The organism is Lysinibacillus parviboronicapiens (genome assembly GCF_003049605.2).
GTDB lineage: Bacteria > Bacillota > Bacilli > Bacillales_A > Planococcaceae > Lysinibacillus > Lysinibacillus parviboronicapiens.
Window position 1 is genome coordinate 3,582,749 of sequence record NZ_CP073713.1, and the last position, 22,781, is coordinate 3,605,529.

The following is a 22,781-nucleotide window of genomic DNA, read 5'->3' on the forward strand; positions in this document are numbered from 1 at the left end:
TCGAAAAAACTCCCATCGATGAAAGTTTTTACTTTATTTTTATTATGGCGCTTACACGCAAAAAAATGCGTAGCGATATGTTCTCGCTACGCACTTAATATTAAAGAACGCCCCAATGATGCAGGATTTTCTTTAGTTGCTCTTCCGTTTGTTCCAGATTTTCATTATTGTAAATCACTGCATGAGCACCTTTTTCCTTTACGGACAATGGCAACTGGGAATGAATGCGAGCTAACGCATCCTCCTTCGTTAAATGATTACGTTCCATTAAACGGCGGAGTTGCACATCTTCTCTGACTGATACAACGATAATGAGCTCTACGAAATGCTGTAATTTACTTTCAAACAGCAGTGGAATATCCATAACAATATGTTTTTGACCCGCTTTTACAAAAGCATCGCGTTGACGAAGCATTTCTTCCCGAATAGCAGGATGCATAATATCATTTAAGATTTTACGCTTTGCAGGCTCATGGAAAATGATATCGCCAAGCTTCGCGCGATTTAAACTACCATCTTCAAGTAAGATATCTTCACCAAAATTTTCAGCAATTAATGTTAACGTCTTTGTACCTGGTTCTACGACATCACGTGCTACAATATCCGCATCGACAATCGGTAAACCGAGCGCTGTCATCATTTTCGCTACTGTACTTTTTCCGCTCGCAATACTTCCTGTTAGTCCGATAATCATAGTAAATTCCCCTTTAATGTTGACAATTTGGGCAAAAGACTGATGTGCGCCCGCCAATCGTCATTTGACTCGTGTCGGTTCCACACTCAGGGCATATCTTCTTCCCATACATTTTTAGACGGTTTTGCATGCTTCCTGCCCCACCGTTAATATTGCGATAGTCTGAAATTGTTGAACCACCAGCTTCAATACTTTGACGTAGCACTGCTACAATCGCCTCAAATAATTGACGTTTCCGCTTTTCACTAATACGATTCATCTTGCGAGCAGGATGAATTTTTTGAGCAAACAAAGCTTCAGTGGCATATATATTGCCACAGCCAGAAATCACTTGCCCATCCATAATCACTTCTTTAACAGCCTTTTTCTCGTATTTCGGTAGCAACGATTTGGCAATAAAGAAATCACTCGCTGCCTCATCAAACGGCTCAGGTGCCATTTTTGTGAGAGGGGCATGATCTGCTAGTTGTGCTAAAAAACGTAGTTCACCAAAGCGACGAATATCAGAGTATATTAAATAGCCTCCATCTGTCATTTGGAATGTTGCATGAATATGCTTTTTAAATTTAGCCTCCCCGATTTCCTCAGGTGAATTGACCACGAACCACGCACCAGTCATCCCTAAATGACTCACTAAAATATAAGACACATCCTCTTTTAACAGATGAAAAAAGATGTATTTTGCACGACGCTCAATCTTTTGAATCGTCATTTGCGTTAGTGCCATTTCAAAAGCATCCGGCTCGGATTGTTTAACGATACATTGTTTTCCCTCACTAAAGGAAAAGCGAATAATTTCAGATAACTGAACCTGTTTAATTGTACGTCCTTCAATTTCAGGTTTTAACGCCTGTACAACACCTTCCACCTCTGGTAATTCAGGCATTTATAACACCTCCTACTTCGCTTCGTACCATGTTGCCCCATAGTTGAAGTCCACTTTTAGTGGCACAGTAAGCTTGATGGCATTCTCCATTACGTCTGGTACGATTTTTTCAAGTAAGGCAATCTCTTCTCTTGGTGCTTCGAAGATTAATTCATCGTGCACTTGTAAAAGAAGCTTTGCCTGCATATTTTCTTTTTTCAAACGAGCATCCATATCAATCATCGCTTTTTTAATAATGTCCGCTGCACTACCTTGAATTGGCGTATTCATGGCTGTGCGCTCCGCAAAGCTTCGTAGATTAAAGTTCGAACTAGTAATATCAGGCAGATAGCGACGTCGATTTAAAATGGTTGTCACAAAGCCATTAAATTTGGCATCCTGTACGATTTCATCCATATAGCGCTTCACACCCGGGAAACTTGCAAAATACTTGTCAATAAATGTAGCAGCTTCTTTACGCGTGATATCTAAATTTTGCGATAAACCATAATCACTAATTCCGTAAACTATTCCAAAATTAACTGCTTTAGCAGCTCGACGCATATTGCTATCCACTTCTTCGGCCGATACGTGGAAGACATCCATTGCAGTACGTGTATGCACATCCATACCTTCACGGAAAGCTTCTACTAAGTTTGGATCTTCAGACATATGAGCAAGTACGCGCAGTTCGATTTGCGAATAATCGGCAGAGAATAAAATCCAATCCTCTTGTGAAGGTACAAATGCCTGACGAATTTTACGCCCTTCCTCCAAACGGATAGGAATGTTTTGCAAGTTCGGGTCTGTCGAGCTCAGGCGTCCTGTTGCTGTTAGTGCCTGTTGGAAGCGCGTATGCACCTTGCTATCTTTTTTATGAATTTCTTTTAGTAGACCCTCAATATATGTGGATTGTAACTTGCCTAATTGACGGTACAATAAAATATGTTCAATAATGGCATGCTCAGGTTTTAATTTTTCTAATACATCTGCAGCTGTGGAGTAACCTGTCTTTGTTTTTTTAATTACTGGAAGGCCAAGCTTATCAAAGAGTATAACCCCTAGCTGTTTTGGTGAATTAATATTAAATGCCTCGCCTGCTTCAGCATAAATAGCTTGCTCTATAACTACTAACTTCTCATTCAGCTCCTGCCCCATTTCTTCCAGCGTGGCACGGTTCACGGTAATACCTTCACTTTCCATATCACTTAAGATGGCTGCAAGGGGAAGTTCTAAATTTTTATAAAGGTCATACTGTTCGTTTTCACGCAATAATTCCTCAAGCTTGGGTTGTAATGTCCACACAGTAAAGGCTTTACGGCTTGCATGTTCTGCAAGTACCTCTGTGTCTGGCACAGCACGTTTTGCTCCTTTTCCGTAAACGGATTCATTGGCTTGTACATCACGATAGCCAACATCCTTTGCAAGGGTTGCTACATCATCGCCACTGAGTGCAGGATTATTGATGTAGGATGCAAGCAGTAAATCAAAGTCAACACCTGCTAAACGAATACCCTCACGCTTTAACGCTGCCTGAGATGCTTTTGAATCTGCCATATACTTCACCTTTGTGGCATCTTCTAACCAGCGACGAAGTACATCTGATTTTACCGCAACATCAAACGGAACATATTTTGTAGCTGTACCGTCTGTAAAAGCAATCCCAAGTTGCTGACATGTATGGTAGTGCTCGTCCGCAAGCTCTACATGCAGTGCCATTACATCCTTTAGGAACTCAGGTTTTACTTCTTGGACAATATCATAGGCAAATGGCGCACGTTCTTCTTCTTCAACCGTAAAATCACTTTTTTCGAGCAGTGATTTAAAGCCAAGCTCTTGCCATACATCGATTAACGCTTCTTCATTCGGACCGCTGTAGCTAAGCTCTGTCAGTGCTATTTCAATCGGCGCCTCTGTAAAAATCGTTGCCAGCTGTTTACTCATAATTGCCTGTTCTTCGTTCGCCACAAGCTTTTCTTTCATTTTAGAAGCCTTTACAGAATCCATCGCCTCGTAAAGTGCCTCAACAGATCCGTACTCTTTTAACAATTTAACCGCAGTCTTTTCACCCACGCCTGGTACACCTGGAATATTGTCGGAAGCATCCCCCATTAGACCCTTCATATCAATGATTTGCAATGGCTTTAAGCCGTATTTTTCCTCGATAAAGGCAGGGGTATTTTTTTCAATTTCCGTTATACCCTTTTTCGTAATATACACGGTTACCTGTTCTGTTGCGAGCTGTGTTAGGTCGCGGTCTCCAGACACGATAATAACGTCGATCTCCTGAGACGCCGCTTCCTTAGCCAATGTCCCAATAATATCGTCTGCTTCATACATTTCAAGCTCATAGCGCTTAATACCATAGGCATCGATTAGCTTGCGTATATAGGGAAACTGCTCAGACAATTCTGGTGGGGTTTTTTGACGTCCACCTTTATATTCTGTAAACGTATCATGACGGAAAGTAGTCTTTCCCGCATCAAAGGCAACGAGCATCTTTGTCGGCTGCTCCTCCTCCAAAATTCTTTGTAACATTGTCGTAAATCCGTATACTGCATTGGTATGAATTCCACTATCATTCGTTAACAATGGCAACGCAAAAAACGCGCGATACGCTAAACTATTGCCGTCCAATAATAACAATTTTTCCTTTGTCATTTTATATTCCTCCTGCGTTGTCGTCGTCTTTCTATTGTAAAACGAAAACGTATGTTTGAAAATGCCTCTTCCCATTACTTTATCGGGAAAACAAACTTTTTACCAATCATAGAGACGAAATTTCGTTAAAATTTATAAATAACATAAATCAGGAGCAATTCGCATTCACATGATCACAAAAAAAGCCAATTGCACATACGTTGCAATCGACTTCCCACACAATATTAACTCACTCTACTTGCTTGATCTTTACGAAAGAAAATTTCCTCATAAATAACCGTCATGATAAAAGCATTCATAAAAGCAATCACTAAAAATAAAGGCATGCCACCAAGCTCAGGCTGTGTAAGCTCTGTACTAAATACCATAACGGTACCAATTTGTGCCAGGAAGAAAATAAATCCAACCCCAACCTGCCAAATAGGACGCTGTACTTTGCGTTTCTCATACCAGAATATTTTTTTAAATGCCTTACGTACATCTTCTGCGATCACTAAACCTAATAAAACTAAAACTACAAAAAATACCGGTATATAATAAACACTTTTCGTCACCCATGCAAAATCCGTTATGCGGAAGAAAAGTGTAAACAACGATGCCATACTACAAGCTATCCCTAAATTTTGGAGCCATGTGCTAATTTGTAATTTCACAGCTATTACCCCCATTTATCATTTCTAAACATCATAATTCTATCAGAAAATAGCTATCTATGAAACACTAAATTATGAATTTACTATAACAAAAAAAGCGGAAATCACGTACTTTATACGTACGTGATTGCCACTTTTACAAATCCCTGCAAGGATTACTAGATTATTGTATATAGCCCGATAAAAGTTTCGCATAAGGTGAGGTTGATGGCAAAATAATGACCGTATCTTCACCTACAGTTTTCTTATATGATTCAAGCGTACGATACAGTGAATAAAACTCAGGATCTTTTGAGAATGAGCTATTATAAATTTTGGCCGCCTCAGCTTCTCCTTCGGCTTGTATTAAAGATGCTTCTTTATTTGCCGTAGCAAGCATTTCCTGCACTTGACGATCTGTTTGTGCTTCAATGCGCCGTTTTTCTGCATCCCCTTCGGATAAGTAAAGCTGTGCAATAGATTGACGCTCAGATACCATCCTTGTGTAAACAGATTGCTCATTTTCAGATGGTAAATCGGTACGACGAATTCGAACATCGACCACTTCAATACCATATTTGTCATTTAATAATAGTTCATTGACACGTTGAGTGACACGATCATTTAAGCTACCACGAGAGGAATTTTCATCATTAATTATTTCTTCATACTTTAATTGCCCAAGTTCCGTACGAATAACTGAATAGATAAACTCCTCCATACGAGATTCTGCTTTGCTCAGTGTACCAGCATTTGAAATAAGTGCCTTCGGATCTGTAATACGCCACACTGCATAGTTATCGATAATTATCCGTTTTTTATCTTTTGTATTAATTTCCTCTTCAGAAATATCATATGTCATTTGGTTTTTTGGTAATCTTGTTACACTTTGAATAAACGGTACTGTCATATTCAATCCTGGCTCACGCTCAAATTTTACCACTTCACCAAATTGACGTACAACGGCATACTCCGATTCTTTCACAATATAAACATTTGCAAATAAAATTACTACAATCGCAAATACAACAGTTAAAGTAACAACTAGCGAAAGAAGTTTCTTCGGATTTAGCGGACTCTTTTTAGACATTTTCACAACGTTGTCGCCCTTGTCACCATCACTAGAAGCGGTAGTTTTTGATTTACCTGATAAAAAACTTAGAAATTTATCAAGGTCCTTATTTTTTTGATCCATTAGTTACCGCTCCCCTCTTTTTTCTCTTTTGTCTCTTTTGTCTCTGTAGACTTTTGCTGTTCTGTTGGTTGCAATGCTTGCAATGGTAAGTACTTCATGGTACTGCCATCATCATTCATAAAGTATATTTGTGCTTTCGGTAGGACGTTTTCAAGTGTTTCCAATACTAAGCGCTCACGTGTAATTTGTTGATTGCCTTTATATTGCTCATACATTTTATTAAAGACAGCTACATCACCTTGGGCTTGCTCTGTTCGCGCCTTTTTCGCACCTTCAGCCTTTGAAATGATGGCATCCTTTTCACCTTCTGCTTCACTGATGCGTTGGTTTTTATACTTTTGTGCTTCATTAGTTTTGGTGTTTTTTGTTTCACGTGCATCTGTTACCGCTGTAAAGGCTGCTCGTACTTCTGAATTTGGTAGCTCTACATCTTGCAATTTAACGCCCAAAATCCCAACACCAATATCATATTTTTCTACTAATGATACGAGTAAATCTCGAGTATTTGCTTCAATCTCTGCCTTTCCATCTGTTAGCGCTGCATCAATAGTTGAACTGCCGATAATTGAACGAATCGCGCTTGATGTGGCACTATGTAAAATTTCTTCTGGATCTTGTGCATTGAATAAATACTTGCGTGGATCTGTAATTTTCCATTGCACAACAAGATCCGTTAAGACTATATTTTCATCTCCCGTAATCATTTTGATTTCAGCATCATAAGCTTCCATTTCTCCAGCCTTATTTTGTTTATAACCAAACTGTAAACTAAATGTTTCTTTCGATAAAATCTCAACCGACTGTACTGGCCAAGGTAATTTAAAATGTAAACCAGGATTTGTAACCATATCATCAGCACGACCAAATGTAACGACAACTGCTTGCTCCGATTCATCCACTGTATACCACGATGTAAAGACAGCGATCAGTGCCACAATGCCGAAAATTCCAAGTCCCACCATCATTAGTGTTCTTTTCACACTCATGTCTGTTCCTCCCTTTTACTTAGTACTATTGTTTACGGGAAAACTTACAAAAAGTTTCAAGAAAATAATATTTTTTGAGCTTTTCACACAGTTATATAAATCAAAATATCCTGTCACCAATTAAGGCAACAGGATATTCATTACGAATTGTTCGAATACAGGGAAAAACATTGTAGATAAAACTATACTAATTAATGCCGCAACAACCATGGCAAGACTTGCAAAAGTACCTTCCAACTCACCAAACTCAAATGCTTTTGAAGTCCCTGTTCCGTGCGCCCCCATCCCTAGCATTAAACCTTTCGCAGAGGGTGAACGGAAATGACTTATGCGAATAATGATTGGAGCAAGTAAGCTACCAAGTATACCTGTCGTCATCACAAAAACAGCCGTGAGTGTAGGAGAACCACCAATCATATTTGAAATATCCATGGCGATTGGTGTTGTAACAGACCGTGGTACTAAGCTATGCACTAATTTGTCATTTAGGCCAACCACTAATGCGATGAAAAATGATGATATAATCGCAACAGCCGAACCAATAGCAATACTAAGAAAAATTTCAAAGGCATGTTGTTTTAGAAGCGAGAAATTTTTATAAATCGGTACGGCAAAGGCAATTGTCGCCGGCCCAAGTAGGTTTGTTAAAATATTGGCTCCTGCATTATAGGAATCATAGGATGTTCCTGTTAGCAGCAAAACAAAGATGATGACTAGCGGTGTTATGAGCATAGGCGTTAGCCATTCCTTTTTAAACTTTTGATAGAAGACTTTGCAAGTGTAAAAAATAGCAATTGTCCCTAGTAAACTAACTACAGCAATCAGGATACTCATGCAGCATTGCCCTTCTTTCGTTGCTCTAGCCATTGGGCTGTGTAACCCGTTACGAGCATGACAACAATGGCACTCACTACGATGACAAGAACGACTTTCACGCCCTGAACACCGAATAATGCATCATAATCGATAACACCAATTGCAGATGGAATGAAAAACAATAGTAATTCACTCAGTAATAATCCAGCACCTAGCTCAATCCATTCAAGTTTTATGATATGGAACTGTAATAATAAAAACAATAATATTAAACCTATTATGCTCCCTGGAATCGGCAAGTGAAGTAAACGTGCAATACTATTTCCGATAAATAATAATATATAAAGATAGCCAATTTGCACGAGACTTTTGGCGATTTTCATGGTCAACCTTCTCTCAATCTTATTATGCTACTATACTTTACACCTCTTTTGCGTAAGAGTAAAACACAAAAAGAACCCATCTCCAAAAAACTTTGGAAATAGATTCTTTATGTGGTGTAGCAACAACTAAAAAGTGAAACTTCAATCAGTGGGTGGTTTTCTTCATTCCCCACAATAAATAGAGGAACACAAGCTACAACCTTCACATCCTGTGAAAAGGCTTGTGTGACCAACATCCTGTTGCCCCGAACCAATCGGGCTTTTATGGTCAGTTGATCGACCACCTTGTTGACTCGTGCTCATCTTTCAACTTGAGGTGGGCGTCTTGTACCTGACGCTTCGCTTTCGGAACAGATAAATTACTGACCGTTAAAGCGGGGTAAAACATCTATGCATGTGCATACAAGTTTATCAAGCAACTTTTCATCTTATCAAACTATATAGGGGGTTTCTATAAATTAGTATAGCCCCGTAATGTGAATCTTACATGCTATTATTGTAAAGAATTCGTTAATTCTTTAGGAATCATGACAATCATTTTTGTTCCGACGCCAACTTCACTTTCCACTTGAATACGCCCATGATGTGCCTCCACTAAATGCTTGACAATGGCAAGTCCTAAGCCTGTCCCACCAGAATTTCGACTTCGGGCACGGTCTACTCGATAAAATCGTTCAAAGACACGAGCAATTTCATGTTTTTCAATTCCGATACCTTCATCCTCGATTTCAAGAATGCCGTATGTTTCATCTTCCTTCAATCGAATTGTCACAATGGTATTTTCTGGTGAATATGTTATCGCATTGGTAATTAAATTCATAACAATTTGTATAATGCGATTGGCGTCACCCATTACCTCTACATCACGTGCAATATCAACGTTAAAGCTCATATTTTTCTCATCCAGACGTGGGCCAGTTAGCTCTGCTCCTCGTATAAGCACATCTTGTAAATACATAGGCATAATATTAACAGTAAAACCATGTTGTTCAATTTTCGAAAGCTCTAGTAAATCTTGAATGAGCATTTGTAGACGATTACTTTCTTTATGAATAATCTCTAAAAATGAAAGCAACATCTTTTCATCCTTATAGGCTCCGTCCAGCAATGTCTCCGAAAAACCTTTAATAGATGTAATAGGCGTACGAAGTTCATGGGAGACATTTGCGACAAAGTCTTTCCGAATTTGCTCTAAACGCACAAGCTCCGTAATATCATGCATAACAATCACAACTCCAAGCCATCGTCCGTGATCACCGATGACCGGTGCACCATATACTTCTTTATTATATAGCTCTTGTTGAACTTCCATTTTAATTTGTTGTCGATATGGCATCTCTGTTAAAAACACATGGTCGATAAATTGCTCTAGCGATTTTGGCAAGCCAATTGTACGAAATACCTTTCCTTGTACATCTTCCAGCTGCATGCCAAAGCGCTCCAAAAATACACGATTGACAATCGATATATTACCTTCGCGCCCGATCATCATGAGCGAACTTCCCATGTTCTCGATTAAAGTTTTAAGTCTTTCCTCTTCAACTTCACGAATCGTTGTAATGTCCTGCAAATTTCGCGCCAAAATATTGATAGAATGACTAAGCGGCATCGTGCGTTCCTGCTCATTTTCATGAGCACGTGCTCGATAATTCCCTTTTGCAAGCTCAAGTGCCGTTTCCGTCACATTATCAATAGGTGCAGTGAAATTCACTATCATATAGCGACTTACTATGGCTATTAAAATAATGGTTATGAAAAATAAAATCGCGAGCACTATATAGAGACGCGCATGTAGATAGGATAATAGCGAATCATTATTTTCAATTGTTTGTACTGCTAGTAACGCCTCTTTGTCGTCAGCAGATAATGTAATCTGTCGTTCCTCTAATACTTTTTCTATCGCTTCTTGCATCTGCGGGCTCGCCTGTTCATTGTATTGTTCTATATAAACAGGAAAAAGCTGACCTATAACAATAATTAGGACAGCTAGTATTGTTCCGAGCAATAGCATGAATGTCAAGAATAAGCGGTTGCTCATTGATTTCATGATGATTTCGGCTCCTCAAATTTATAGCCAAGACCACGAATCGTTTTAATAAAGATTGGTTTACGGCTATTTTCTTCAATTTTATCGCGAAGGTGACTAATATGCACATCCACAATACGAGTATCTCCTGCAAAATCATATTTCCATACAGCACTTAATAACTGATCACGCGTTAATACACGGTTTTTATTTTCGAGTAAATAAATAAGAAGCTCAAATTCCTTTGGTGTAAATTCAAGTGCTTCATCTTGTAAAAATACCTCAAACCGCTCAGGATACACACGGAGTTGACCAAATTCATACATTTTTTCTAGCGGTTCATCCTTATCCTCAGCTACTACATTTTGTGTAAAACGTCGTAATACTGCTTTCACACGTGCTAAAACCTCACGTGGGCTAAAGGGCTTCGTCATATAATCATCTGCTCCGAGTTCCAAACCAAGCACCTTATCGAACTCATCATCTTTTGCCGTTAGCATAATAATAGGTGTATTCAAGCGTTGCTGTCGAATTTGCTTACACACTTCCATACCATCTAGCTTCGGCAGCATTAAATCTAATAGCATTAAATCTGGCTGTAGTGCAATAGCCTTCTCTAAACCTTCTTGACCATCCACAGCTGTTTCAACAACATAGCCAGCCTGCTCTAAATTATATTTAAGTAATGTTGCAATTGAAAATTCATCTTCTACAACTAAAATTGTCTTTGTCATGTATAATGCCTCCGTTAATGATTTGAAACCCCCATTTCAAATCTACAAGACGTTTACTATAACGCAAGTGGTGGCGTTACTAGTAATGTACCTTCAATCACAAGTTGCTTTTGCTCATTATATGAGTTCACTGAAACCGTAATTGTATTTTGTCCTTTATTGACTGCGGTTACCTCTAATAGCGTATCAAATAGTTCATAATGATAGAGTGGACCTAAGTATTTTAGATGCTGTTCAATGATGCGTGCACCTGGTCCAGGGATATACTTCGACACAGCTGACGTAATGATACCATTTAACATAATTGTTGGTACAATGGGCTTTTTAAATGGCGTCATTGCTGCATAATCATGTTGAATATAGAGCGGATTGCTATCATTTGTAAGCCCTAAATAAAGCAATAAATCTTTATCCTCTACTTTTTCAGTAATATGAATTTTCTCGCCAATCGTGATTTCATCTATAGTGAGACCAAGCTTACTGTTCTTTTGAAGCAAAGATACGCCAACCCCTTTTCTATCATACTACCTTCATAGTATCAATTTTATTCTAAAAGTACAACGAAAAGCAGAATAACCATTTCATAAATATGCATACTATGCACTAAGCGCTTAACTTAACGACGGATAAGTCAAAGTATCTTCACATCAACTAAATTCTATTAAAGTTAAGTTGTATATTTCTATATCTATAAATGCGTTTTTTGCAGTAAAAAGATGCCACTAGGTCTTGATGCTACAGGTATGCCAAACAATTTCCCTTAATCAACATTCAACTTACAGCTACATAATAAAAAATCGAGTAGGAATGATTCCCACTCGATTTCATAAACTTTTTATTAAGCTAAAACTTTCATAACTGCTTTTACAGCTTCTGCAGAGCTGTCTAATGCAGCTTTTTCTTTATCCGTTAATTCAAGTTCATAAATTTTTTCAATACCATCTGCACCTAAAAGTGTAGGTACACCTAAGTAAATATCGTTGTAGCCATACTCGCCTTCAAGCAGAGCGATAGATGGAAGAATACGTTTTTGGTCTTTAAGAATCGCTTCAGCCATTTCTATAAGTGCAGCAGCTGGAGCGTAATAGGCTGAACCGTTACCAAGTAGGTTTACGATTTCAGCACCACCGTTACGAGTACGGTCAACAATTTCTTGTAAACGCTCAGGAGCGATTAAAGTCTCTAGTGGAATACCGCCAGCGAAAGAGTAGCGAGTAAGTGGCACCATTGTATCACCATGCCCGCCTAATACGAATCCTGTGATGTCTTTAACAGAAATGTTAAGTTCTTCGGCGATAAAAGAACGGAAACGAGCTGTATCCAGAACACCAGATTGACCGATTACACGATTTTTAGGGAAACCAGTTTCTTTGTATACAGTGTAAGTCATTGCATCAACTGGGTTTGTCAAAACGAGAATAGTTGCGTTTGGTGAATGAGTCGCAATTTCTTTAGAAACAGTTTTCATAACGCCTTGGTTGATTTGAACTAAGTCGTCACGACTCATACCAGGTTTTCGAGCAACACCTGCAGTGATGATGACTACATCAGAATCCGCTGTATCTGCATAGTCAGAAGTACCTTTAACATAAGAATCAAAACCTTGAATTGGAGCAGCTTCCCACATATCTAAAGCTTTACCTTTTGTTGGGTTTTCAGCTTGAGGAATGTCTACTAATACTACATCACCAAGTTCTTTTTGAGCTGCTAAAAATGCTGCAGTAGCGCCAGTGAATCCGCCACCGATTACTGAGATTTTTTTACGTTTCAAAGACATTTGAATACGCTCCTTTGATTTGGGTTTTATGTTAAAAAAAAAGGGAGGAGAATAACTCTCTCTCCCTTGCTTAAACAAGTTCGTAAACACTTTATTGAAAAAAAGACAATAGTTAAACAAACATATTTCGACAGATTTTGCATTCATTACAGATAATTTTATGCAACTAATGTTGGAAAAATTATAAGTTTTTGATTAGCTCGTCAGCGAACTCAGAACATTTCACTTCTGTAGCACCGTCCATTAGACGTGCAAAGTCGTAAGTTACAACTTTAGAAGAGATTGTTTTTTCAACTGATGCTGTAATGCTATCAGCTGCTTCTTGCCATCCTAAGTGTTCAAGCATTAATACGCCTGAAAGTAATACTGAAGATGGGTTTACTTTATCTAAACCAGCATATTTTGGAGCTGTACCATGAGTAGCTTCGAAGATTGCGTGACCAGTTACGTAGTTAATGTTCGCACCTGGAGCAATACCGATACCACCAACTTGTGCAGCTAGTGCATCAGAAATATAGTCACCGTTTAAGTTCATTGTAGCTACTACATCAAACTCAGTTGGACGAGTTAAGATTTGTTGTAAGAAGATGTCAGCGATAGAATCTTTCACTAAGATTTTACCAGAAGCTAAAGCGTCAGCTTGTGCTTTGTTTGCTGCTTCTTCACCTTGTTCAGCTTTGATTGCATCATATTGATTCCAAGTGAAAGTTTTATCAGCAAATTCAGTTTCAGCTAATTCATAACCCCATTTTTTGAATCCACCTTCAGTGAATTTCATAATGTTCCCTTTGTGAACTAATGTTACAGATGGGCGGTTATGTTTAATAGCATATTCAATAGCAGAACGCACTAAACGCTCAGTACCTTCTTTAGATACAGGTTTTACACCGATACCAGAAGTTTCTGGGAAGCGGATTTGGTTAACACCAAATTCAGTTTGTAGGAAGTTGATGATTTTTTTAGCTTGTTCAGAGCCTGATTCGAACTCGATACCAGCGTAGATGTCTTCAGTGTTTTCGCGGAAGATAACCATTTCAACGTCTTCTGGGCGTTTAACTGGAGAAGGTACTCCGTCAAAGTGACGTACAGGACGTAAGCAAACATATAGATCAAGTTGTTGACGTAATGCTACGTTTAGTGAGCGGATACCGCCACCGATTGGAGTTGTAAGAGGACCTTTGATTGCGATAAGGTATTCGTTAATTTTGTCTAAAGTTTCTTGTGGTAACCATTCACCCGTTTGGTTGAACGCTTTTTCACCAGCTAAAACTTCTAACCATTCGATTTTCTTTTCACCGTTATAAGCTTTTTCAACAGCTGCGTCAATAACACGAGATGCTGCAGCCCAAATATCTGGACCGATTCCATCACCTTCGATGAACGGGATTACTGGATTGTTTGGTACATTAAGTACGCCATTTTCAACTACAATTTTGTTTGACATTATTGTTGCCTCCTAAATTCATAATCATAGGACTGTGTTATAGGTAACACAGTCCCAAATATTCTAGCATATGTTCCAAATTAGCGCTCGCTGATTGGAACATATTTTTGCATACCTGGTCCAACATACTCTGCACGTGGACGAATCAAGCGGTTGTTAGCATATTGTTCAAGAATATGTGCTACCCAACCAGAAGTACGTGATACTGCAAAAATTGGTGTGAATAGGTCATGATCGATGCCTAAAGAATCATACACTGACGCAGAGAAGAAGTCTACATTAGCAGGTAATTTCTTTTGTTCAACAATCATGTCATGGATTTTAACTGACATTTCATAAAGCTCTGGTTTACCAGTTAGTTCAGTTAATTTTTGTGACATTACACGTAGGTGTGGTGCACGTGGGTCGCCTTTACGGTAAACACGGTGACCGAAGCCCATGATTTTTTCTTTGTTATCTAATTTATTTTGAATATAAGATTCAACATTATCAAGAGAACCGATTTCACTTAACATTTTCATAACTTGTTCATTCGCACCACCATGAAGTGGTCCTTTTAATGCGCCGATAGCTGCAGTTACACCTGAATAAACGTCTGATAATGTAGCTACACATACACGTGCTGTGAATGTAGAGGCATTTAATTCATGATCGGCATGTAATACTAATGCTTTATCGAATGCTTCGATTTCGATTGCTGCTGGTTCTTCACCTTTTAACATGTATAAGAAGTTCGCTGCATAACCTAGTTCTGGTTTTGGTGCAACTGGCTCTAAGCCTTTACGAACACGCGCAAACGCAGTTACTACTGTAGCAATTTTAGCTTGTAGACGGATAGCTTTACGGTAGTTAGCTTCTGGATCCATGACATCCGCTTCTTCATCGAATACACCAAGTAAAGATACTGCAGTACGTAGCGCAGCCATTGGATGTACAGTTGATAGTGGGTATGTTTTGAATTGGTCTACAATTGCTTGTGGAATAGACATGTTGTCTGCTAATTGTTGTTTTAACTCAGCTAGCTCGTCCGCTTTTGGTAAACGAGTGTGCCATAGTAGGTAAATTACCTCTTCAAATGATGCGTTATCTGCTAAATCATCAATGTTGTAACCAACATATGTAAGTGTGTCATCGATAATTGAGCTGATTTTAGATTCCGCCGCTACGATACCTTCTAAACCTTTTGTTGCTGACATAAATTATCGCTCCCTCATACTTTTAAATTTTGTTGTAAATGCATTTTAATTTGTTAACATTTACGGTTTTTGCTCATATGAACCATTAAGTAAATCGCTTACATTGCTATTATAATCATTTTTGACAGCTTTGTGAATGAAAAACCTTCAAATTAAGAAAATGCCGCCCGAGCGACTATAAAGACGTTCCAAAGAGATTCTTTTGTATTTTTTGACATTATTTTTTTATTTGAATCGGGGTGAAATTGTAAAAATGAGGAATATTAAGTATTTTTCATACGAAAGAACCATAAATGTTCTACTATTTATTTTTTATCTGTTAATTCTTTGGTTCGTATTACCTGTCTCCCTTGCAATATTTTTATCTTTTTCTACGTATCCTATTATAAAATTTCTCAATGCTTATTGTAAAATCCCTTATTGGCTCGCAGCAATATTGGTAGAAATACTTATACTAACTTGTATTTTTCTCCTCATCATTATATCCATTAACAGCATCATTCTGATCTTCCCTGAAATAAGAGATACGCTGCAAAATTTCCAATTATTCACTGAATACGAGTCCATGTTTATACAAGTCTTACAAGAAAAATCGTTGTCAATTTTTGATTCTATCCTCGTTTACACAGCAAACCTATTACAATTATTCATGAAGCACGTCATTGAAGTGTTTATTTTCCTTGTCGCGTACTATTTTGCGCTACTAGAAACACGTAAATCCCGTTATTGGTTTTTTCAATATGTGCCTAAGAAATTCCGCAACGAATGGCGATCGCATTTTTCTAAAATCATGCAACTCTTTCATTACTTTATATTTGTAGAATTTCAGTTATTCACCATTACACTCTTCATCCTGTGTGCAGGCTTTATGATTTTTCAATTCGAACAAGCTATTATTAAAGCATTTATCGTTGCATTCGCAGATGTACTTCCATTCTTCGGTATCGGAGTCTTTCTCATTCCCATGAGTATTTACTTTTATTTCAATGGCAATACTTTTTTATGCGTTGCTATTTTACTTTTGTATTTATTTGTCCAATTAACAAGGCAGTTAGCTGATTCTATGCTGTGGTCTAATACATTACAATTGCGTACTTTTCACACTTTTTTCATCAGTGCTGCATCTATTTTATTATTTGGTTTTTACGGGATTTTACTCAGCCCCATATTTTTATTTTTGGCCGTTAAACTTAAGGAAAAATCTATCTTTGAACGATGATAAATTGACCTTTTTTCATTTTTTTTCGAATCCAATAAAATGCGATTGGCTGGAACAACTTTCTTGAGATGGGCATGAGTAGTAATAACCCTATAATATCAGTTAAAAAACCAGGTAAGGCTAACAGCACAGCACCGCTAAAATTCAGTAATGCATCAATCAAAGCAGGTCCCGGTGCTTCACCCTTAGCTATCGTATTTTTTACTTTTTGTACAGAATTCATACCTTTATTTTTTGCTACATAAATACCTATAACACTCGTCGCCATGATGAGCAATAAAGTACTCAATACACCTATTTTTTGACCAACTGCTATTAATAACGCCAATTCGGCTAATGCATACACAATGAAACCAAGAAAAAATTTTCGCATATTTTTCCCCTTCCTATTGAAAAGCTATACCTTTTATACGTTATTATAGCCCAATTAGTTTCATATAAAAAACAAAGAGCCTAAATTATAAGAAAAAGCTCTAGCTAGTGTGTAACTTTATATGAACAATAGCAATAGGTGTAACTAATATTTACCCCGTACTATTTATCTTTAAACAAAAAAGCTCTAATACAGTTTTATGTATTAGAGCTTTTTCATTAGCTATTAAAGAACACTCGCATGCCCTTTATAAATGACACCTGTTTCAGCGTCCATTGTTATTTCTTGACCATGACGAATTAATGTTGTTGCTTCTTTAACACCAACAATGACTGGAATTCCAAGGCTGAGCCCAACAACAGCTGCATGACTTGTAAGTCCACCTTCCTCGGTAATAAGACCACTGCAATTTTCAAGCGCTGGCATCATATCACGATCCGTACCAACTGTCACTAAAATACAACCTTCAGTATCATAAGCAAGTGCTTCTGCTGCATTTTTTGCAACAACTGTTTTACCAATGACTGAAGCTTTGCCAATACCTTGTCCACGAGCAAGTAAATCTCCTATAATGTGAACTTTCATTAAGTTTGTTGTACCTGCTTCGCCCACTGGTACACCAGCTGTAATAACAACTGCATCACCATGCGTTACATAACCATGCTTTAAGCTTTCGTCAACAGCAAGCTCTAAAATTTCGTCTGTCGTTGTAACACGTTGACATACAACTGGATTTACACCCCAAACAAGTGTTAATGTATGTGCAGTATTAGCAGAACCTGTTACTGCAACGATTGGCACACCTGGTCGATATTTTGCAATCATGCGAGCGGTGTTACCACTTTCTGTTGGTGCAAGTACGGCTTTAACGCCTAAGTTAATCGAAGTATAAGCAACTGCCTGTGAAATCGCTTCTGTCATATTTGCTTCTTTTTCACGACTTCTTATAGAGACGATTGCCTTATAATCCAATGAATGTTCTGTACGTTCTGCAATTTTATTCATTGTTTGTACAGATTCAACTGGATATAGCCCAGCAGCAGTTTCCCCTGAAAGCATAATGGCGTCTGTTCCATCGATAATGGCGTTTGCCACGTCACTTGCCTCTGCACGTGTTGGACGAGGGTTACGTTGCATCGAGTCTAACATTTGTGTTGCTGTAATTACGGGTTTACCAACTTGGTTACATTTTAAAATTAATTTCTTTTGTACAAGAGGCACCTCTTCAGCAGGAATTTCCACGCCAAGGTCTCCACGTGCTACCATTAACCCATCGGATACTAAGATAATTTCGTCGATATTGTCGACACCTTCTTGGTTTTCGATTTTCGGGATAATTTGAATATGACTACCACCGTTTTGCTCAAGCAACTCTCGGATTTCTAATACATCCTTTGCTCGTCGTACGAATGAAGCCGCAATGAAATCGACACCTTGCTTTATGCCGAATAAAATATCTTGGGCATCTTTTTCAGTAATGCCAGGAAGCTGTACAGAAACTCCAGGTACATTAACACCTTTTTTATTTTTTAAGACACCGGCATTTTCCACAATCGTGTGAATCAGGCCTTTTTCTGTGTCAGTAGCTAATACACGTAATTGGATTAATCCATCATCTAATAAAATAATAGAGTTTTGTTCAACATCTTCAATTAATCGATTATAAGTAACAGAGAAACTTGCCTCTGTTCCTTCTACTTCAGTCATTGAAATATCAATAACTTGACCTGTTGTCAGATGTAGCTCGCCATTTTGCATGTTATGCGTACGAATTTCAGGTCCTTTTGTATCAAGTAAAATACCGACAGGTTTACCTAACTTCTCCGCTACTTCTCGGATTAAATTAATGCGCACTTCATGTTCTTCGTGTGTGCCGTGCGAAAAATTTAAACGGGCTACGTTCATACCTGCCTCAATCAATTTTTCTAAAGTTTCTGGTGATTCACTTGCTGGTCCAATTGTACATACAATTTTTGTTTTTCTCATTATCTGCCCACTCCGTTTTTGCTAAATTATATTGAAAGTTCTTTCATTAAAGTATATAAACCTACATCTGCCTCATGATCTTTTTCAAAAGCTTCAGGCATATCATAGTCAATCACTTTATGATTGCGAATACCGACTGCTCGACCAAATTTACCTTCTATTAGCAATTCTACTGCATGTGCGCCAAACTGACTTGCTAGCACACGGTCACGCGCTGTAGGAGAACCTCCGCGTTGAATATGTCCAAGTACAGAAACACGCGTCTCTTTTCCTGTTTTCTCTTTTAATAATTTTGCCAACTCATTACCTGACATGACGCCTTCAGCCACAATAATAATACTATGCTTTTTACCACGAGCTTCACCACGCTCTAAACGTGCTACAATGTCCTCTAAATTATAATCTTCTTCAGGGATTAACACTGTCTCCGCACCTGCAGCAAGACCTGCCCATAATGCGATATCCCCTGCGTCTCGCCCCATTACTTCAACAATAAATGAATTTTCATGAGAAGTCGCTGTATCACGGATTTTATCGATAGATTCTACAACTGTATTTAATGCAGTATCAAAACCAATTGTATACTCTGTACCTGGGACATCATTATCAATAGTCCCTGGCACGCCCACAACTGGAAATCCTTTTTTCACTAAATCCATTGCACCACGATAGGAACCGTCACCACCGATGACGACAAGACCATCAATACCAGCTGCCCGCATTTTTTCAATGCCCTGCTGTTGTACAGCATCTTCTTTAAATTCGGGGCAACGTGCTGAAAATAAATTAGTGCCACCTCTTTGAATGATGCCACCTACAGAGCCTAAATCTAAAGGCTCAAACGTGCCTTTTATTAAACCTTCATAGCCATGCTTAATCCCAATAACATCAACTCCATGATAAGCTGCCTTACGAACGACTGCACGAATGGCTGCGTTCATGCCTGGCGCATCTCCACCACTTGTTAATACGGCAATTTTCTTCATTGTCGAACAACCTCCTGCAGTTACACTATTATTATTCACATTAACACGAAAAAACAAACTATGTAAGGGTTCTAGAACGACAAAAACATAACTTTTACATAAAAAATGAAAAGAATGCGCTTTCACACACCCCTTCCATCAAAAAAAATCTAAAATATACCATTTTTCCAATAATACCTATGTATTATTGTACTTATTTTATACCCTCATTTCCTCAACTCTAAACGAGATTATACTTCAGTATATTGCCCGATTTTTTTAAACTTCTCGTAACGGTCTTCAATCAATTGCTCACCGTTCAAAGAATTTAAAGCCTTTAATGTATCACTTATGCATTCTTTTAAATAGAGTGCTTGTTTGGCCACATTGCGATGCGCGCCACCGGTTACTTCTGGAACAATACCATCAATAACACCAAGTTCTTTTAAATCAGGTGCTGTAATTCGCATTGCTTCAGCGGCTTGCTTCGCAAGACTACCATCACGCCATAAAATAGATGCAGCACCTTCAGGGGAGATTACCGAATATGTTGAGTTTTCAAGCATAAAGACACGGTTTGCTACACCCAATGCAAGTGCCCCCCCGCTTCCACCTTCTCCAATAACAATGCTAATAACTGGCACTGATAGACCTGCCATTTCCACTAGATTGCGAGCAATCGCTTCACTTTGCCCCCGCTCTTCAGCCGCCTTACCTGGGTAAGCACCTTTCGTATCAATAAAACAAATAATTGGACGATTGAACTTCTCTGCCTGTTTCATTAATCTCAATGCTTTTCGGTATCCTTCTGGATGAGGCATACCAAAATTACGACGGATATTCTCTTTTGTAGACTTTCCACGTTGATGTCCGATAATCGTTACTGGCTGTCCTTCGAAAAGAGCAATGCCTCCAAGAATTGCCGCATCGTCTCCAAATGTACGATCTCCATGTAGTTCAATAAAATTTTCACACATTGCTTCAATATATTGAAGCGTTGTTGGACGCTCTGGATGACGTGCGACTTGTACACGATCCCATGGTTTCATATTTGCATAAATAGATTGCTCTAACTGTGTTAAACGCGTTTCTAACTTTTCAATTTCGCCTGTCATATCTACATCTGCTTCGGCAGCAATTGTCTTAAGTTCATCTATTTTTTCTCGTAATTGTACAACTGGTTCTTCAAAAGCTAATGTTTTAGACATGCTGCACGCCACCCTTCATATGCATTTTTACAAGCACTGCTACTTGGTTACGTAAATCCTTACGATGGAAAATTGCATCAAGCTGGCCGTGTTCTAATAAAAATTCTGCCGTTTGGAAATCGCTTGGGAGCTTTTCTCTAACTGTTTCTTCAATTACTCGTCGACCAGCAAAGCCAATCAGTGCTTGTGGTTCAGCAATATTAATATCACCAACAGAGGCAAAACTTGCAGAAACGCCGCCCGTTGTTGGATGCGTTAAAATTGAAATAAATAGTAGACCGTGTTCACTATGGCGCTTTAATGCTACACTCGTTTTTGCCATTTGCATTAACGATAGAACACCTTCTTGCATACGTGCACCGCCACTTGCTGTAAAAATAATAAATGGTAAACGTAATTCTGTTGCTTTTTCAACAGCACGTGTAATCTTTTCACCCACTACTGAACCCATTGAACCCATACGGAAATGAGAATCCATAATCGCTACAACAATTTCTTCACCGTCAAGTGTACCTAGACCCGTTAATACAGCCTCATTTAAACCGGTTTTTTGTTGATCGGCAGTAATTTTCTCTACATAGGCTGGGAAACCAAGTGGATTACTCGTTTGTAAATGGTCGTCCATAGACACAAATGAACCTTCGTCTAAGAAGTACGTTACACGCTCCTGTGCGGTCATTTTAAAATGATGCCCACATTTTGTACATACTTTGTGATGCTTTTCTAATTCTTTCGTCAGTTGGATATGACGGCATTCAGGACATTTTGTCATGAGTCCTTCTGGAAATGCCTTTTCCTGCCCATCCTGTTTCTTTTTTCGGTTGCCACTAAATAAATTGCGTATTGCCATGTCTGACTCCCCCTTTGTTGTCTAAATGCTTTATACAGTACCCATCCACTGCTCGTAAGCTTGTAATGCCTCTTTCTCATAGCCAAGCTGCATCGATTTCAACATAGTTTGAATGATTATTTTTTCTTCATCTGTTGAGTTTCGATTTAAACGGTCACCGTCATAAGCTGCCAATTGAAACCAGATTTTTAGCGCAAGGCGATTGCCTGTCGTAATTAATACCTCTCGTAAAACATCCCGACAATTTACCGCCCCTTCTATTTCTAGTTTCACAAAAAAACTGTCCCACACGGGTAGTGTTCGCAGAATCTCTGTACAACTTATTACGCGGATAGCTTCCTTTTCATGAATTTGTCGCGTATATTCGACATCTTTTTTTGATTTTTCATCTTCTAATATAAACATCGACAAGACTTCTACGAGCTGATGCTTATGTGTTGCGGCAAGAAAAGTCCCTCCACCGTGTCTCGTTTCTATAAGTCCCAACAATTCTAAACTTCGAAGGGCCTCTCTCACAGAGGAACGACCGACACCTAGACGCTCTGATAGGACTCGTTCAGAAGGTAGCTTCTCTCCAGCTTGAATTTTCTCCAAGCGAATAAGCTGACGCAGTTGCTGAACGATTTCTAAAAACACTTTCTTCTGTTCGGTTTGTTTATCCATATGATAACTCCCCTATCAAAAAAGTGGTCTGACCACTTTTTAACGTTGACTCTAGCTTACAAAATAACTGTTTAAAAGTAAAGAAAAAACTGCATAAAAGTTATGCAG

General features: G+C 38.5%; 21 protein-coding genes. 1 reads left to right on the forward strand and 20 read right to left on the reverse strand.

The features are described 5' to 3' along the window. Positions 1 to 100: 100 nt before the first annotated feature. The 14 genes from coaE to citZ all read right to left on the reverse strand — a co-directional run bounded on the left by coaE (position 101) and on the right by citZ (position 15,409). On the reverse strand, positions 101 to 694 hold the full coding sequence (gene coaE / locus C9J31_RS17360; RefSeq protein ID WP_107949877.1) for a dephospho-CoA kinase: 594 nt from the start codon (positions 692 to 694) through the stop codon (positions 101 to 103). Positions 695 to 707: 13 nt separating this feature from the next. Then, positions 708 to 1,580, reverse strand: a complete 873-nt coding sequence (gene mutM, locus C9J31_RS17365; protein WP_107949875.1) for a bifunctional DNA-formamidopyrimidine glycosylase/DNA-(apurinic or apyrimidinic site) lyase — start codon at positions 1,578 to 1,580, stop codon at positions 708 to 710. A gap of 12 nt (positions 1,581 to 1,592) precedes the next feature. Beyond that, positions 1,593 to 4,220 (reverse strand): DNA polymerase I, encoded by a 2,628-nt coding sequence (polA, locus tag C9J31_RS17370; protein ID WP_107949873.1) that lies wholly within the window; start codon positions 4,218 to 4,220, stop codon positions 1,593 to 1,595. Between the two features lie 224 nt (positions 4,221 to 4,444). Beyond that, on the reverse strand, positions 4,445 to 4,873 hold the full coding sequence (locus C9J31_RS17375) for a DNA polymerase I (protein WP_107949871.1): 429 nt from the start codon (positions 4,871 to 4,873) through the stop codon (positions 4,445 to 4,447). Between the two features lie 163 nt (positions 4,874 to 5,036). Then, positions 5,037 to 6,047: a protease modulator HflC gene (gene hflC / locus C9J31_RS17380; protein WP_107949870.1), complete on the reverse strand. Its 1,011-nt coding sequence runs from the start codon at positions 6,045 to 6,047 to the stop codon at positions 5,037 to 5,039. Next, complete coding sequence (hflK, locus tag C9J31_RS17385) at positions 6,047 to 7,033, reverse strand: FtsH protease activity modulator HflK (RefSeq protein ID WP_107949868.1); 987 nt, start codon at positions 7,031 to 7,033, stop codon at positions 6,047 to 6,049. Before hflK ends, hflC begins: the two co-directional genes overlap by 1 nt. Positions 7,034 to 7,153: 120 nt before the next feature. Continuing rightward, entirely contained in the window at positions 7,154 to 7,867 is a 714-nt protein-coding gene (locus C9J31_RS17390; RefSeq protein WP_107949866.1) for an LrgB family protein, read from the reverse strand. After that, positions 7,864 to 8,232, reverse strand: a complete 369-nt coding sequence (locus C9J31_RS17395) for a CidA/LrgA family holin-like protein (protein ID WP_054767261.1) — start codon at positions 8,230 to 8,232, stop codon at positions 7,864 to 7,866. The genes C9J31_RS17390 and C9J31_RS17395 overlap by 4 nt, the downstream gene beginning before the upstream one ends. Before the next feature lie 493 nt (positions 8,233 to 8,725). Then, positions 8,726 to 10,279 (reverse strand): two-component system histidine kinase PnpS, encoded by a 1,554-nt coding sequence (gene pnpS, locus C9J31_RS17400; RefSeq protein WP_107949864.1) that lies wholly within the window; start codon positions 10,277 to 10,279, stop codon positions 8,726 to 8,728. Continuing rightward, positions 10,276 to 10,992, reverse strand: coding sequence for a response regulator transcription factor (locus C9J31_RS17405; protein WP_107923405.1), 717 nt, complete (start codon positions 10,990 to 10,992; stop codon positions 10,276 to 10,278). Before C9J31_RS17405 ends, pnpS begins: the two co-directional genes overlap by 4 nt. Positions 10,993 to 11,048: 56 nt before the next feature. Continuing rightward, positions 11,049 to 11,489, reverse strand: coding sequence for a MaoC/PaaZ C-terminal domain-containing protein (locus tag C9J31_RS17410; protein WP_054767259.1), 441 nt, complete (start codon positions 11,487 to 11,489; stop codon positions 11,049 to 11,051). A 341-nt stretch (positions 11,490 to 11,830) separates the two neighbouring features. Beyond that, a complete protein-coding gene (gene mdh / locus C9J31_RS17415) occupies positions 11,831 to 12,769 on the reverse strand; it encodes a malate dehydrogenase (protein ID WP_107923404.1) in 939 nt (312 codons plus the stop codon). Positions 12,770 to 12,950: 181 nt separating this feature from the next. Next, positions 12,951 to 14,213, reverse strand: coding sequence for an NADP-dependent isocitrate dehydrogenase (gene icd, locus C9J31_RS17420; RefSeq protein ID WP_107923403.1), 1,263 nt, complete (start codon positions 14,211 to 14,213; stop codon positions 12,951 to 12,953). Between the two features lie 80 nt (positions 14,214 to 14,293). Further along, positions 14,294 to 15,409 (reverse strand): citrate synthase, encoded by a 1,116-nt coding sequence (gene citZ / locus C9J31_RS17425; protein ID WP_054767257.1) that lies wholly within the window; start codon positions 15,407 to 15,409, stop codon positions 14,294 to 14,296. A 253-nt stretch (positions 15,410 to 15,662) separates the two neighbouring features. On the opposite strand from citZ, the gene C9J31_RS17430 reads away from it, so the two are divergent. Further along, a complete protein-coding gene (locus C9J31_RS17430; RefSeq protein WP_235616185.1) occupies positions 15,663 to 16,628 on the forward strand; it encodes an AI-2E family transporter in 966 nt (321 codons plus the stop codon). Here C9J31_RS17430 and C9J31_RS17435 read toward each other — a convergent pair. From C9J31_RS17435 to C9J31_RS17460, 6 genes are all read right to left on the reverse strand, one after another. Next, entirely contained in the window at positions 16,612 to 17,001 is a 390-nt protein-coding gene (locus tag C9J31_RS17435; protein WP_107923401.1) for an FxsA family protein, read from the reverse strand. The two genes, C9J31_RS17430 and C9J31_RS17435, sit on opposite strands and share 17 nt — an antisense overlap. A 225-nt stretch (positions 17,002 to 17,226) precedes the next feature. Continuing rightward, on the reverse strand, positions 17,227 to 18,987 hold the full coding sequence (gene pyk / locus C9J31_RS17440; RefSeq protein WP_107949862.1) for a pyruvate kinase: 1,761 nt from the start codon (positions 18,985 to 18,987) through the stop codon (positions 17,227 to 17,229). A 26-nt stretch (positions 18,988 to 19,013) separates the two neighbouring features. Further along, positions 19,014 to 19,973, reverse strand: coding sequence for a 6-phosphofructokinase (gene pfkA, locus C9J31_RS17445; protein ID WP_107923399.1), 960 nt, complete (start codon positions 19,971 to 19,973; stop codon positions 19,014 to 19,016). Positions 19,974 to 20,203: 230 nt separating this feature from the next. Beyond that, entirely contained in the window at positions 20,204 to 21,160 is a 957-nt protein-coding gene (locus C9J31_RS17450) for an acetyl-CoA carboxylase carboxyltransferase subunit alpha (protein WP_107949861.1), read from the reverse strand. Next, positions 21,153 to 22,010 carry an acetyl-CoA carboxylase, carboxyltransferase subunit beta gene (accD, locus tag C9J31_RS17455; RefSeq protein WP_107949859.1) on the reverse strand — a complete coding sequence of 286 codons (858 nt, stop codon included), beginning with the start codon at positions 22,008 to 22,010 and terminating at the stop codon, positions 21,153 to 21,155. The genes C9J31_RS17450 and accD overlap by 8 nt, the downstream gene beginning before the upstream one ends. Positions 22,011 to 22,040: 30 nt before the next feature. Next, entirely contained in the window at positions 22,041 to 22,673 is a 633-nt protein-coding gene (locus tag C9J31_RS17460) for a FadR/GntR family transcriptional regulator (RefSeq protein WP_107923396.1), read from the reverse strand. Between the last annotated feature and the right edge of the window lie 108 nt (positions 22,674 to 22,781).